The organism is Methanobacterium paludis (genome assembly GCF_000214725.1).
GTDB lineage: Archaea > Methanobacteriota > Methanobacteria > Methanobacteriales > Methanobacteriaceae > Methanobacterium_C > Methanobacterium_C paludis.
Genome location: NC_015574.1, coordinates 639,490 through 654,710 on the forward strand (window position 1 = coordinate 639,490; position 15,221 = coordinate 654,710).

Below are 15,221 nucleotides of genomic sequence, written 5' to 3' on the forward strand. Positions count from 1 at the left end.
CCTGAACTGCTAAAAACTTGAATTGACTTGATCATTTTTCGACAAAAAAACTTAATTAGAATGATTATTGGTCTAAACTTGAATTGAAATAAAATTATTAAGGTGTACAACATGAAAAGTAGTGAATGTTTTTGGCGACTACAATTTAAAAATAGGCGAACCCAGAACTACAGATCTTAATTTTGATTCTCCTTTTGAACTATTTAAACGGATATACAGCAACTATCCCGATGCATTTTTACTTGAATCAATGGAAAGCGACAGCGGACTTGCAAGGTTTTCAGTACTCGGATTCAAACCGGTAGCAACCTTAAAAGCCTATCAAAATGTGCTTGAAATAGAAAAAGATGGGGAAAAACAGGAAATTGAAATAAAAAACCCCTTTGATGAAATAAGGAAATTAACATCAACAAGCAACGAAAAGAAAGGTTTTAATGGTGGACTTGTAGGGTACGTTTCATACGAATCTGTCAGGCACTTCGAACCCATTGATCTTAAAGAGTTCTCACACCCGGATTTTGAATTTGGATTGTTCCTGGATGCAGTAATTTTTGATAGAATTCACAACAAATGTGAATACGTTACTCTGGGTGAGAACAGGCTTGAAGAAATTCAGGAAGTCTCAAAAAAAGAATTACCTGAGGTTCATATGGAAGGGCTGACCTTCCACGAAACGAACCATTACTTCTCCAAGGAAAAATATGAGGAAATGGTTGTTGAGGCTAAAAAAAGAATAAAAGCCGGTGAAATATTCCAGAGCGTCATTTCAAATGCTCGTGAATATGAGATCAAGGGTAGTAAACTCTCTTTTTATGAAAGACTCCGCAAAATAAACCCATCCCCATACATGTACCATCTGAAACTTGGAGAACGTGAGATCATAGGATCAAGCCCTGAAATGCTTGTAAGAGTTGAAGGAAACAAAATTGAAACTTTCCCAATTGCAGGCACCAGAAAAAGGGGAAAAACAGTTTATGAAGATGAAAAACTCAAAAAAGAGCTTTTAACTGATGAAAAGGAAAGGGCAGAGCACCTGATGCTTGTGGATCTGGCAAGAAATGACGTTGGAAAGGTCAGTGAATTTGGATCTGTCCATGTTCCAGAGTACATGGGTGTGAAGAAGTATTCCCATGTCCAGCACATGGTATCCAAGGTTGAAGGAAAATTAAGATCTGATAAAACTGCAGTAGATGCATTTTCAGCAATGTTTCCGGCCGGAACATTGAGTGGAGCCCCCAAAATCCGGGCAATGGAAATAATCGATGAACTTGAAGGAATTCCAAGGGGACCATACGCAGGAGCAGTTGGTTACTTCTCCCTCAACGGGAATGCAGACTTCGCAATCACAATACGTACAATGGTATGCGATGGAAACCGTGCCAGGATACAGGCAGGTGCAGGAATAGTCCACGATTCAATTCCGGAAGAAGAGTACTATGAATGCGAGAACAAAGCAGGAGCACTCACAAAAGCTCTTGAAGTTGCAAGCGATGCAGAATCCGGTGATGCAAGATGATACTCATAATCGACAACTACGATTCATTCACTTACAATCTTTACCAGCTGGTTGGGGAACTTTATGAGGACATAATGGTCAAAAGAAATGATGAGATCACATTAGATGAAATAAAAAAGCTCAAACCAGATAGAATAATAATTTCACCAGGCCCGGGCAATCCAAAAAATAAAAGGGATTTTGGTGTCTGCATGCAGGTTATAAGGGAGCTTGGATGTGAAATACCAATTCTTGGAGTTTGTCTTGGACATCAGGGAATATTTGCAGCTTTTGGTGGTGATATAATTCTCACAGAGCCTGTACACGGTAAGCAGAGTGAGATTTTTCACACTGAAAATGGGATTTTCAAGGGTGTAAAAAATCCACTTCCAGCTGCAAGGTACCATTCACTCCTCTGCAATGATGCTACAATCCCTGAATGCATGGAAGTCACTGCAAGAACCAGCGAAGGTCTGATAATGGGGATAAAACATCGTGAAAATCGTATTTATGGACTCCAATTTCATCCAGAATCTGTTGGCACTGATGAGGGTCTAAAAATCCTGAAAAACTTCCTGGAGATAAACGCATGATACAGATTCAGGACATAATAAGCCAGAGAAGGAAAGATCTTCAAAAAACAATGGAAATAAAACCATTAAAAGATTTAAAATCTCAATTTGAGGATATTTCTGATGGAAGTAAGGGTTTTGTTAGTAGGTCAAAAAATCCCTTAAAAACAGAAAATCTCAAGACAAGAAATCCAAAAAATGCAGAGATCTTCAAAGATTCGATAACCCATGAAGAAAATGTCTGTGTTATCTGTGAATACAAACCAGCATCTCCATCAATGGGGGATATCTCATCTGCACCTATTAAAGATGCATTGGATGTTTTTGGAGAATCAGGTGCAAGTGCAGTTTCAATTTTGACAGAGAAGAATTTTTTCAAGGGCAGTTTAAATAATCTAAAATCTGCTTCGAAAATAACTGAACTTCCCCTACTGAGAAAGGACTTTGTACTTGACGAGTACCAGATTTACGAGGCAAAACTTGCAGGTGCAAGCGCTGTTCTCCTGATTTGCGGAGTTTATCCAGATTTAAGTAGTGGAATAAATCTGTGCAACGATCTTGGAATTGATGCACTGGTAGAATGCAAAAACCGGGTTGATATAGAAGGAGCTTTGAAGGCCGGGGCTCAGATAATTGGAATAAACAACAGGAATTTTGAAGATTTCACAATTGACCTCAAAAAAACCCAGAAACTTGCAGGATACGTGCCTCCAGAGATTGTTCTTGTATCTGAAAGTGGTGTAAAGACTCCAGATGATGCAAAACTTCTTGCAAGTTATGGTGCGGATGCAATTTTAATAGGTACGGGCATAATGGGTGAAAATAATAAATCTAAAATGTTTGAAGCTGCCAATGGGATAATAAATGTTCTTAATGGTTCCAAGGTTGAGAGAACTAGTAATTGAAGAGATTTAGGTTGATTAAAATGAAAATCAAAATCTGTGGGATGACAAGACCGGAAGACGTCATGAAATCTGAAAAATCCTGCGTTGACCTTATAGGATTTATAAACATTGAAAGATCCAAGAGATTTATGGAGATCAACGAAATAAAAGATTTAGTTTCTAATTTAAGGGATAAATTCAAAGCAGTACTTGTAATTGAGCCTGAAAATTCTGAAGAAGCAATAATGAAGTCAAAGAAGACAGATATAAAAACATTACAACTGCATTCACTTTCAAAAGCTGAAATAAAGTATATCAAATGGATTGACAGCTACAGAAAAAATGCTCATGAAAGGGATCTGGAGATTATTCGGGCGGTGGGAATTTCCCCGGGACTTGAGGGTAGCAGAAGAGATGCTAAAATGGAAGAGATAAAAGGATTTGCAATGGTTTGTGATGCACTGCTCTTTGATTATGAAGTTAAAGGTAAAAGTGGGGGAACTGGAAAGCAACTGCCACTTGATATCGTAACTGAAGCTGCAAAAGCTGCAAAAGATGTGAATAATAATATAAAAATCTTTATTGCGGGTGGAATGAACGCAGAAAGAATTAAAAATAACCGAAAAATGTTGAATAAGGTTTTTGATTATGTTGATGTTAATTCTGGTGTTGAGGATGCCCCTGGAATTAAAAATCCGGATAAAATAGAAGATATTTGTGAATTAATGGTAGATTAATGTGTAACAGATTTTAATGGTAAAAAAATTAATTTAAAATTGTTTTAGAGGTGATTTAATGATAACAAAAGGTAAATTTGGTAAATATGGGGGAGTTTTTGTTCCTGAACTCATCATACCTGCGCTTGAAGAACTTGAAAAGGCTTTTTTGAAGTACAAAGATGATAAAAAGTTCAATGAGGAACTGGAATTTTACCTGCGTGAGTTTGCAGGAAGGCCAACAGGCCTTTACTACGCCAGCAACTTATCAAAAAAACTTGGATGCAAAATTTACCTCAAAAGAGAGGATATGCTGCACACAGGAGCTCATAAAATAAACAACACTCTTGGACAGGGACTCCTTGCCAAGTACATGGGAAAAACGAGGTTAATTGCTGAAACTGGGGCAGGGCAGCATGGAATTGCAACTGCAGTTGTTGGGGCAATGCTTGGAATACCAGTTGAGGTTTACATGGGAAGTGAGGACGTGGAAAGGCAGAAATTGAACGTTTTCAGGATGGAACTTTCAGGTGCCGGCGTAACACCCGTTGAATCAGGATCCTGCACCCTTAAAGATGCGATAAACGAGGCGTTCAGGGACTGGATCACCAACGTTGAAACCACCCATTACCTCATAGGCTCGACAATGGGACCCCATCCTTACCCAACAATGGTTAAACATTTCCAGAGTGTTATAGGACGTGAAGCAAAGAAACAGATCTTAGAAAAAGAAGGTAAACTTCCAGATGTGGTTATAGCATGTGTTGGAGGGGGAAGCAACTCCATGGGAATATTTTCAGAGTTCATAGACCACGAAGAGGTGGATCTGATAGGTGTTGAAGGTGGTGGAGATGGAGTGGAAACTGAAAATACAGGAGCAACCCTTTGTAAAGGTACTGAGGGAGTACTTCATGGTTCACTTTCATTTGTACTTCAAAACGATGATGGCCAGATCAACGAGGCTAGTTCAATTTCAGCAGGTCTGGACTACCCTGGAGTTGGACCTGAACACGCCTACCTCAAGGTCACAGGACGTGCAAAATATGTTGCAGTAACAGACAAAGAGGCACTAGAAGGATTTGAACTGTTATCAAAATACGAAGGAATAATACCTGCCCTTGAAAGTTCCCATGCAGTTGCATATGCTATAAAATATGCTAAAATGGAAGAGAACAAGGGAAAAACCATAGTTGTGAACCTTTCAGGAAGAGGGGACAAGGACATGTTTATAGTTGCCAAAGAAATGGGTGAGAAGATATGAATCCAAATAACAACACTCAAAATAATAAAATCAAGGTAGACTCCTATTTGGAAATGTTCAAAAAAGTTAAAGATAAAGGTGAAGGGGCATTCATACCATTTGTTGTTGCAGGAGACCCTGATTTTGAAACATCACTCCAGATCGTGAAAAAACTGGTTGAAAGTGGAGCAGACAGTCTTGAAATAGGATTTACATTCAGTGATCCTGTTGCAGACGGCCCAACCGTGCAAAATGCAGATATAAGGGCATCCAATACAGGCATGACCACAAAAAAAGGATTTGAATTTATAAAAAGAGTCCGTGAATTTACAGGCATTCCGATAGGACTTCTGGTATATTACAACCTCATCTACAAGATGGGAATCGATGAGTTTTATAAAAATGCAAGTGAAGTCGGTGTAAACGGTGTACTTGCAGCAGATCTGCCACCTGAAGAAGCACAGGATGCAGTAAAAACAGCCCGAAAGTATGGGGTGGATCCGATATTCATTGCCGCACAAACCACCAGCAATGAAAGGCTTAAACAGATTGCAGACATGTGTTCAGGATTTCTTTACGTGGTATCAGTCATGGGAGTCACAGGTGCAAGGTCTGAAGTTAAAACCAGCACTGTTGAACTGGTTGAAAGAATGCGCAGCCACACAGATATTCCCATATGTGTAGGTTTTGGAATTTCAAAGCCGGAGCATGTAACTGAGGTTATTGAAGCAGGGGCTGATGGTGCAATCGTGGGAAGCGCACTCATAAATGTTATTGCAGAAAATCTTGATGATTACGAGAGCATAAAAACAAAAATAGGAAATTCCTGCAGTAATTTGAAGGAAGCAACCCGAAATTAAGAGATAACTAAATAGAGGTTGGTGATGTTATGATTGCAGAAAGCTTAAAAAAAGTTGTAGCCGGACACGATTTAGATGAAGAAGAATCTTACAAGTGTATGGTAGAAATAATGGGCGGTAATGCAAGTGATATTCATATCTCATCATTTTTGACCGCACTTGCAATCAAAGGTGAGACTGCTACGGAGATAACAGGATTTGTAAAGGCTATGAGGGATGTTTGCATAAACGTGTCCCACACTATAGATTTGCCACTTGTTGATACGTGTGGTACTGGTGGTGACAGGTTTAAAACCTTCAACGTGAGCACTGCAGCGGCAATAATTGCAGCATCATGCGGAGTTGCCATTGCAAAACATGGAAACCGCAGTATAACAAGCATATGTGGTGGGGCTGATATTTTAGAGGCTCTTGGAGTTGATATAAACTGTGATAAGCAGGGTGTGGAGAAATGCCTTGAAAATGCAGGCATAGGGTTCATGTTTGCCCCTAACTTTCACCCTGCAATGAAGAATGTAATGCCTGTAAGGCGAGGGCTTGGAATTCGAACGGTTTTCAACATTTTAGGGCCACTAACATCCCCTGCAAATGCGGATATTCAGCTTCTCGGAGTTTTTGACCCGGAATACGTGGATGTGGTTGCAAAAGTTCTTAGAAACCTCGGACTCAAAAGGGCAATGGTTGTACACGGGTTTGATGATAAAGGTGAGCCTGCAATGGATGAAATTTCAACCATAGGAAAAACTCGTGTTGCAATCCTTGATGATGGAGTTATCAAGGTGCATGAAATTTATCCTGAAGATTTTGGACTTGAAAAAGTCAATCCTGATCATATAAAAGCTCCTAAAACTCTTGAAGGTAATTTAAATGTTGTAAGAAAAGTTTTAGAAGGGAAAAAAGAGAATGAAAAAGATGAAGCCCGCCTTGATCTATGCCTTGCAAATGCAGGTGCAATCCTTTTCATAGCCGGAAAAGCAGAAAATCTTGAAGAGGGTGTTAAAACTGCCCGTGCAGCTGTTGAATCAGGCAAAGCACTGAAGAAACTTGAAGAATTTGTGGATGTAAGTAAAGAAGCAGAAGTTCCCAATCTTTCATGTTGCAAATAATAATTTCATGATAGTTTCATGTTCTAAATTGGGGTTAAACTATTCAATAGTTAAAATAATTAAATAAAACCGGAATAAACTCAAAATAAACTATTGTAGACAAAAATAAATAAAAAAGAGGTAAAAAATGAGGTAATTATATATTTACCTTGATTTACCATTGCTCCAATTTATTATTATAAACTACCTAGATATAAATTTTTTGAAATCTTTTTTGAAAATAATATTTACTTTGATAGGGAATATTCACAAAATTTCATGAAAATATATTCACATAATTATCTAACTTTTTTAAATTGAGTTGAAAATTTTTGTAAATAACCAAATTACAATGGTAATCTAAAATTAATAGTTTCTAAATTTCTTATTTTTATTTTATTAGAAAAAGTTGTAGTGAAATTACTAATTCTGAATGATTAAAAAAAGTTTATAGCAAAACTATCAAAATGGAATGGGCCCGCTGGGATTCGAACCCAGGGCCTCACGGTTATCAGCCGTGCGCTCTACCGCCTGAGCCACGGGCCCACAAACTCATAAATTTATGGATCAGCACATTCAATTTAAAATTATTTAAAAGATGTAAGGGTAGATTCAAGATTTAATCTTCATCATATATATCTTTTTCCCATGAGTCTCCAACCTTTTGAGGATCTGAATCATTTCATGGCATCTTTTATTAATATATTCAATTATTTGCCTAAAATATCAACAAGTTCATCAAGACATTCATCAAAATCATTATTCTGCAGTACTGTAAAAGTGCATCCTAAAATAACAGAACATGTTGCAATAGAACTCCTTAAAAGTTTCATATGCTCTTTTATACTTTTTATATCCTCTATGATCCTTCTTTTGGATGGGTCGTTATGCCGCCTTTCCATTATGTTGATGCATGTTGATTCGATTATAATAATTATGTCTGGGAATATGGTTTCAATTGGCAAAGAAATTATGTAACCTATCTGAGATTTATCCACTCCATGGAGGTCTACAAGGACGTTACTCATCCCTTTGATCTCTTCTGCAGCAGTTCTCCAGATCTGGTGTTGAACATCAATATCCAGACTGAACATCTCAGAATCGGTTGAGGCAAGGCCTTTTTGCCTTGCAACCTCAAGCATAAGTTCTCCGTAATTCACATGGGTGCATTCCAGATCCTTTGCGGCCTGTCTGCACAGTGATGTTTTACCAACTCCAGGAACACCCACCACAGCGGCGAGGTTCCATTGAACCATTTATTTATTCACCATCTCACATATGGCGTCTGCCATCATATGGCCTTCAACAACGATCTCTGCTTTGTCAATTTCGTCGAGTTTCTCAGCTTCGATCCTGGCCTGCATTGCTATGTTGGCTGCGCTCATACATCCGGGGTTTGTTGGTATAATGACGATTTTAGCGGTTTTCTCTTTCTCGTTAACTTCGATGTCACCTACGATTCCCAGTTCAACGATACTAACTCCCATATGAGGATCAGGTATCTTTGAAAGTGCTTCTTTTACTTTTATAGCTATGTCTTCGCTCATTTTATCCCTCAAAATTAGGCAATTATATTTTAATTGCACATTTTTATCCAAATTTGTCCTTCATCATAAATGAATATGTATTAACCTTAAATGAAGGATTCTTAGATTTTTTTGTATTGAATGAATGTATTTTTCTATAATCTATTCATGATATTTATACTTTGTTTATAATTTTTTTACTTTTTTCTGTGTCTTAACTTCACTGCAATACCAATGCTGGCGTTTTTCATTTCTTTGCCGGTTAAAACTGCTTTACCCACCCCAACAACTTCGTCGTTTCTCAGGATTACAACCTCATCCTTTGGAACAATATCTGGGTCTGCATCAAGTACACCTGGCGCAAAAACTGTGTTTGTTTTAAGATCAAAGTCTATTTTGACCCATTTTTTGCCCATATCCCTCAAGATTTCTCCTCCTTTCATGCTGAGGGAGTAAAATCCTGTTTCAAAAAGTAGAGTTGCGATCTGTTCCTTTTCATGGATTATATTCTGGTTAAAACGTCCCACTGCCTTAGATCCATCAGGTATTAAAGCATCAGCGTCAAGAGTGTTGAACTGGTACCGGGCTATGGATCGTAGACCGTGCAATCTTTTTTCATTTGCCCTAGGTTTTGGATGTTTTTTGAGCTCCTGCTTAAGGTTGTCCATGGATTCCCATGATGTGGGTCTGCCATCTTCACAGGTGTAAACTGCATCGTCAAGGTAGGCTTCACAGACTTCTCTGTAACCTCCTGAAACATGTGCTATAACCTCTTTTCCACCCACATAATCTCTGAGACATTCTCCTGTAACATCTATTTCTTCCCGGGACCAGTCTCCGGTTGTTGATGTATCATAGGATTGTATGGGATAGGTTCTTTCCATTTCTCGGGGACAAACCCCAAATGGAGAGGTTAGAATTGCTTCCTGCACTTTTTTGGTTGCTCTCATGAATATTGTGTGGGATTTGGATATTGAGTAGGGTTTTTTCATACTGCAGGGGAGTACAACTACCACATCACCGACAGGTTCAAGTAAACTCATTCTCTGTCTCCATCTACGGGCTTCTGGCCTGTGAAGAGATTCTTCTATTATACATGGGATTTTCATTGGTTTTCCTCAGGATCTGAAACTATTTTTTATTAAAGAAATTTATGAAATTTTATTTTTAAAGAAATTTATTTTTAAATAAAGATAAAATGATTATAAAATATTTTTAAGAACTATATTTATTTACTTTGTTTTTTGTTAAATAACCTATTACATATTAAATAACTTTTTTTCAATGGCTTTTTCATTAATTAATAAATGGTTAAAAAATATGGAATGGGATTAAAAAAATTAAAAAAAGTTGTAAAAAATAGTAAAAATACCTTTAGAACATTATATATCTTCAGAAGAGTATCTTTAAACCCTCCTGAATAATTTATTTTAAAAAATTAATTATGACTTTGTAAAGTTTATTGTGCCGTTAGATGTTTCTTCAAGCTCACCTCTAGTTATAAGCCCCTGAATAACCATTTCTATACGTTCTGCGGTTGCACCTCTCGTTACTTTTATACCGAAGAGCCTGGATGTTTGCTTAATGATCTCATCTTTTGGAGTTGCAAACTGAAGGTTTAAAACCATTCTTACAGCTTTCTCGATTTCTTCATCGCATATAAGGTTGATTTTGGCTGGAGGATCCCCGCATCTACGGCGAACCTTTATATCTGCCTCATTTCCCCGGAATAAAAATTCATCTTTAATAATTATTTCTCTGTTTTCATGGGCAAAGAGTACAGCATTTTTTATAGCATTTTGGATTCGTTTACCTGCCTTTTTAAGGCCCCAAAATGTCCTTATGCGTCGCACAACTTCGCTGAAATGCACGGGCCCTTCCACATCAACGATCTCCACAACTGCCTTTGAAAGTTCCTGCACAGATTTCTCATGAAGTTCGCAGTTGGTGTCGATGCAGATGGATGGACACAACTCATAACTGGATAATTGTTCTTCTAAACTTCTATTGGACTCTGTAGTTGGATTAGCAATGGTTCCTGTAGTCTGATTAATGGTTGATGAAGTGGTTGGATTGGTTGGGGGAACGGTTGATTTGGTAGCAGCTGCATTGATCTCATCTTCAACATTAAATTCAGGAGAAACGTTATTTGGACCGAGATTTATAGTTCCACCATTTTTTATTCCATTTCTACTTATTCTATCCCCATTTGCTATTCCATTTCCAGTTACCCCATTGCCAGATTGATCCCCAACAACTTCTTTATCTGGTACAACCCTTGCATCGCCGTAGATGCCATTTGTATTATCTTTGACTTTGTCATGATTTTTTACAATAGGTTTTAGGTTTTTAGAGTTCTCAACAGCTTTTACAAGTTGAACTTCACATTCGCCACGGTTTCTGTACCAGTCAGTGGACCAGACCCTGTAGATATGCCATCCAAGCCCTTCCAGGATCTGCTGGCGCAGCCTGTCACGGTCCCGTGCAACTGGGGAACTGTGATACGTGGCACCATCGCATTCAATACCAAGGAGATATTCGCCCTGTTTTACTGGGTTCACCACAGCCAGGTCTATCCTGAAACCAGCGCATCCCACCTGTTTGTGCACTTCATAGCCATGTTCACTAAGAAAATCGTACACAGAGTCCTCAAAGGGTGATTCTGTGTCTTCTCCTGGTGCTTTGATACTCTCAAGATTTTTGGTTTCAGCGTACTCCAAGAAAGCTTTAAGTGCCCTGACACCGAATGCTCCGTTGGAATCAATTTTAACGTCTGAAAACTTGAAGTTGGAGAAAACAACACATTTTTCTCTTGCACGGGTAATGAGAACATTCAAACGTCTTTCTCCCCCTTCCTTGTTCAGAGGTCCGAAATTGAGGCTCAACTTTCCATCGTTATCGTAACCATACCCAACGCTTATGAATATAACATCTCTTTCATCACCTTGGATGGTTTCGAGGTTTTTCACGAAGAAGTGTTCCTCCCGATTACTGCTGAAAAACTTTTCCATTCCATGGTTGTTTTTGAGGTAAAGCTCCACTTCTTCCAGAATCACCTGCTGCTGCTTCATGTTGAATGTGCCTATTCCCAAGCTCTTCTCAAAGCCGTACTCTTTAAAGTGTTCCGCTGCAGCTTCAACAACTTTTCTAGCCTCTTTACGGTTTGAAGAACTTCTACCTCTATCATAAACTGTATCTGGTAAATATTCAAATTTTAAACCAAGTTCCTTGGTTTTGTGGCATGGAGATGGATATATGAGAAGGTTATTGTTATAGAACTCTTGGTTTGATAGGGCAATGAGGGATTCATGCCGGCTTCTGTAGTGCCAGCGGAGCATTTTTGTGGGGAAACTACTCTTACAAAGGTGCAGTATACTCTCCATATCCGAAAATGATGCTATTTCATATTCATCATCTTCATCGGCACCCCCAATAATATCAAAAAATGATGTTGGGGGAAGTTGGCGCGTATCACCCATCACCACGGCCTGTTTGCCTCTGAGAAATGCTCCAATAGCATCTTCCGGCTTAACCTGACTTGCTTCATCGAAAATAACAACATCGAAGTTCATATTTTGAACATTTTCAGGGTCGATGAACTGTGCTATTGAGAGGGGACTCATCATAAAACACGGCTTAATTCTCTGTATTAAACTGCCTGCACGTGATAAAAGTTTTCTTATGGGCATGTGCCCCCTTTTACGATTGAATTCACCTAGAAGAATTCCTAACTCTGAGTTGGGTGATGCTGCATCGTTTACATTGGGCTTTTCATGGGATAATCTGCTTGCAATCCTCTTACGGTTCAGTTCAATAAGTCTCCTGTCAAGATCTATGAATTTTTCTATTTTATCCTCGTGAACATCCCCTATAAATCCGGATAAAGCAGAATTTTCTAAAAATGCTTTTCTAAGTAAATCATCTGCAAAATTGCCCTTCAAACAGGAAATTAGGTCTTCTGGTTCGAGTTTGTCAGCGAGTATCAACTCAATTACAGGGTCTGCTAATTCATTTGGCTTTTCTTTTAATACGAGAACTAACTGGGACCATTGCTGAAGTTTTGATGTATTTGATTTGAATAATTCCATCTTTGAAAGAATTTCATCGAATGAAACTTTATTAAAACCACTTTTAAAAGGAGAATCATTATCCATTTTAATATATTTGTCCAGTTCTTCAAAGGTGTTTAACAGTTTATCATGTTCACCGGATATTTTTTGAATAGAACGATTTAAATCAGTCAAACCTGTTTGGTTACTTACAAGTTCAATGGTTTTTTCGTTTATACTACCATCTGATAGAAGTTTTCGCAGTGGAGGGATCCGTTCACACATTTTCCTTAAAGATTCTGTGTTACTTTGTTCAGCAACCCAGTAGGAACCAAAAAGACTTCTGGCACTTTGGTTGTGTTCTCTTATTTGATTTCTAAGTTTCTGACATTTCAACACATCTTCCATGTCATGAAGAATTTCATCATCATTTTCAGGGACTTTCACCTTATAAAAAACCGAAATATTCGCTCTGGCTTTTTTATAACCTCCTCTAAATGATTTGAATAATTTAGATGAACTTTCCTCGTATTCCTTGAGAACTGAGGATACATCTGTATTTAAGATAATTTCATCGAATTTTTGTGTGATGCTCCGTTGAAACTGCTGAAATTTATCGATTTTTTCAATTAAGTTGTATGCTTCCGGGGTTCCGGCATCCCATTTTGGATTTAAAAAAATATCTTTATCCACTTGTTCGGTGGATGTTATAAATTGGGCGTTGGATACTGATTGCTGGAGTTCTTCCAAATTGTTTGTTTTTCCAATACCTGAAATATCTGCCAGATACTGGATTTCAGATTTAATGGTCGTTACTGAATTGGTGCATTCGTTTGTTAAATAACTAATTTCATCCAGATCCACTGGAAATATTGGTTCGGGCATACAATTCTTCCATGGATTGTTTGTGAGTGGTTTAATATGTTTTACAATTTCACCTATATGTTCAAGTGTATTAACTGAATCCTGCCACTGCTTTCTGGTGAAATGGTCGGGATTTTTGATTTTGGCACGCGGAATCTTCCGTCCTGTTTTATTAAAATGATCCAAAGCTTCTTCTTTAAGACCGAAAAGTTTGAATGGGGAAAGTCTGATTTCTCCGAGGGGTTTGTGTAAAATTTCATTGTACCCATCTAATTCTGATTTGAGTTTTTCAATCTCATTGAACTCATCATCAAGCATTATTTCAGCTTTTGGAGGGCTGTAAAGTGTTCTTTCGAGTTCATTTAAAACTTCCCTTTTGTTGGATTTGCGGCTGTGCAGCTCGAGACAGAAATCACCAAGACCAACACCATCTAAACGGTCTTTAACAACTTCCAATGCAGCCATTTTCTCACTTACAAATAGAACAGTCTTTCCATTGGCCATTAATTCTGCTATAAGGTTAACAATGGTCTGTGATTTACCTGTACCTGGAGGTCCCTCAACCACCATATTTTTACCAGCTTTTGATTCTTCTATCACGGCTATTTGGGATGAATCAGCATCCACAACATGATAAATATCCTTTGAAGATAATTTCTTGTCAACGTCGTCTTCAAAGAATTCTTCTCCAACTGAATTGCCTGAAGGGTCAAATATGGATTCTATAATCGGATTTTCTGTGATTTCAACGCTTTTCCAGCTTTCGGGGTCCAGATCCTTATACATGACAAATTTTGTGAAGCTGAAAAAGCCCATGTGCATTTCATATACAACTTTCCAGTCCTTTTTTGAGGATATTGCACTTTTTATAGATTTAAAATAGTTATATACTCCCTTTTTTTCTTCTGGCATCTCAAAATCTGATATTTCTACACCCTGTTCCTGTAATTTGGCTTGAAGTGAGATGTTGGGGATTATATCGTCTCCAGTCCATTTGAGTTTGAAAGAACCTTTAACTTTTTTTCGCTCGAGTTCAACAGGTATAAGGAGCAATGGAGCTTTTCTGGGTTCTATGACATCAGCACTTTCTTTCCATTCCAAAAAACCAATTGCAAGGTAAAGTATATTGTAACCCTGTTCTTCAAGCATTGATTTGGACTGCTGGTTAATGTAAAAAAGTCTTTTTTGAAGTTCTTCTGCCTTCAGCCCAGTTTGGAGAAAGGTGTCTTTGTACTTGTCTGCAACTTCCAAATTTGGTGATGGCAGCTTCCAGAGAGTTGAGGTTTCTTCGTCTGTTAAATCTGAATTTTCTACTTCGTTGAGATTTCCATTTTCATCAACTTCATCTTCTTTATTTTCTGATTTAGGAAGAAACTGCATTTTTTTCTCTTCTAAAACGATGAGGTTGTAAATTTCCGTTGGAATTTCATTTATTACCCCAATGGATTTCTTACGGGCTTTGAAATTCAGAAGCTGGTTACGCATTGTTAAATCCAATAAATTTCTTCTTAATGATTCTATTTGCCCCTCAATGTTCAAAACAGCCGGTCCATCCATTTTTGTGCCTCAAATTTTCATGATAGTAAAAACTACCTTAAAGTTACCTTTAAAAATATTCTTAGGTAGTATAACATAAATTTTTCTATTATAAACATCTGGTAATTACTTTAAACCTTCTACGTCTTGAATAATATCAGAAAAATATCTGCAAGACCTAAAGAGATGAAATAATTTTCAAAAAAAATTAGTAATCAATTTAATTAAGGAATTTAAGATTAAGGAAGTATTGGAATGGGAAAGTAATTGGAATTTAAAATCATAAAGTGTAAAGCATTGATTTTTAAATAGATCTCTTAAAATTGAATAAAAAAATTCAGATAATAGTTTGAATCTATCAGTAGTTTCAACTTTTAGTCAATTTTTAGCTGTA

At 37.6% G+C, this 15,221-nt stretch carries 11 protein-coding genes and 1 tRNA gene; 7 read left to right on the forward strand and 5 right to left on the reverse strand.

Features of this window, described 5'->3' with window-relative positions:
- Positions 1–121: 121 nt before the first annotated feature.
- From trpE to trpD, 7 genes are read left to right on the forward strand one after another with little or no spacing between them, the layout of a single operon-like run.
- Positions 122–1,516 carry an anthranilate synthase component I gene (gene trpE, locus MSWAN_RS02955; protein WP_013825130.1) on the forward strand — a complete coding sequence of 465 codons (1,395 nt, stop codon included), beginning with the start codon at positions 122–124 and terminating at the stop codon, positions 1,514–1,516.
- Positions 1,513–2,088 (forward strand): anthranilate synthase component II, encoded by a 576-nt coding sequence (locus tag MSWAN_RS02960; protein WP_013825131.1) that lies wholly within the window; start codon positions 1,513–1,515, stop codon positions 2,086–2,088. The genes trpE and MSWAN_RS02960 overlap by 4 nt, the downstream gene beginning before the upstream one ends.
- On the forward strand, positions 2,085–2,972 hold the full coding sequence (locus MSWAN_RS02965; protein ID WP_013825132.1) for an indole-3-glycerol phosphate synthase TrpC: 888 nt from the start codon (positions 2,085–2,087) through the stop codon (positions 2,970–2,972). The genes MSWAN_RS02960 and MSWAN_RS02965 overlap by 4 nt, the downstream gene beginning before the upstream one ends.
- 20 nt (positions 2,973–2,992) lie before the next feature.
- Positions 2,993–3,688 (forward strand): phosphoribosylanthranilate isomerase, encoded by a 696-nt coding sequence (locus MSWAN_RS02970; RefSeq protein ID WP_013825133.1) that lies wholly within the window; start codon positions 2,993–2,995, stop codon positions 3,686–3,688.
- A gap of 58 nt (positions 3,689–3,746) precedes the next feature.
- Positions 3,747–4,928, forward strand: coding sequence for a tryptophan synthase subunit beta (gene trpB / locus MSWAN_RS02975; RefSeq protein WP_013825134.1), 1,182 nt, complete (start codon positions 3,747–3,749; stop codon positions 4,926–4,928).
- The gene (trpA, locus tag MSWAN_RS02980) at positions 4,925–5,767 is read left to right on the forward strand and encodes a tryptophan synthase subunit alpha (RefSeq protein WP_013825135.1); all 843 of its coding nucleotides are present in this window, start codon (positions 4,925–4,927) and stop codon (positions 5,765–5,767) included. Before trpB ends, trpA begins: the two co-directional genes overlap by 4 nt.
- 29 nt (positions 5,768–5,796) lie before the next feature.
- A complete protein-coding gene (trpD, locus tag MSWAN_RS02985; protein WP_013825136.1) occupies positions 5,797–6,873 on the forward strand; it encodes an anthranilate phosphoribosyltransferase in 1,077 nt (358 codons plus the stop codon).
- A gap of 452 nt (positions 6,874–7,325) precedes the next feature.
- Here the strand turns inward: trpD and MSWAN_RS02990 are convergent.
- The 5 genes from MSWAN_RS02990 to MSWAN_RS03010 all read right to left on the reverse strand — a co-directional run bounded on the left by MSWAN_RS02990 (position 7,326) and on the right by MSWAN_RS03010 (position 14,848).
- A tRNA-Ile gene (locus tag MSWAN_RS02990) sits at positions 7,326–7,398 on the reverse strand.
- Between the two features lie 164 nt (positions 7,399–7,562).
- Positions 7,563–8,108: an adenylate kinase gene (locus MSWAN_RS02995; RefSeq protein ID WP_013825137.1), complete on the reverse strand. Its 546-nt coding sequence runs from the start codon at positions 8,106–8,108 to the stop codon at positions 7,563–7,565.
- Positions 8,109–8,399: a metal-sulfur cluster assembly factor gene (locus tag MSWAN_RS03000; RefSeq protein WP_013825138.1), complete on the reverse strand. Its 291-nt coding sequence runs from the start codon at positions 8,397–8,399 to the stop codon at positions 8,109–8,111.
- Between the two features lie 176 nt (positions 8,400–8,575).
- Positions 8,576–9,487, reverse strand: coding sequence for a DUF5591 domain-containing protein (locus MSWAN_RS03005; protein WP_013825139.1), 912 nt, complete (start codon positions 9,485–9,487; stop codon positions 8,576–8,578).
- A 333-nt stretch (positions 9,488–9,820) separates the two neighbouring features.
- A complete protein-coding gene (locus MSWAN_RS03010) occupies positions 9,821–14,848 on the reverse strand; it encodes a DUF3320 domain-containing protein (RefSeq protein ID WP_013825140.1) in 5,028 nt (1,675 codons plus the stop codon).
- Positions 14,849–15,221: the final 373 nt, after the last annotated feature.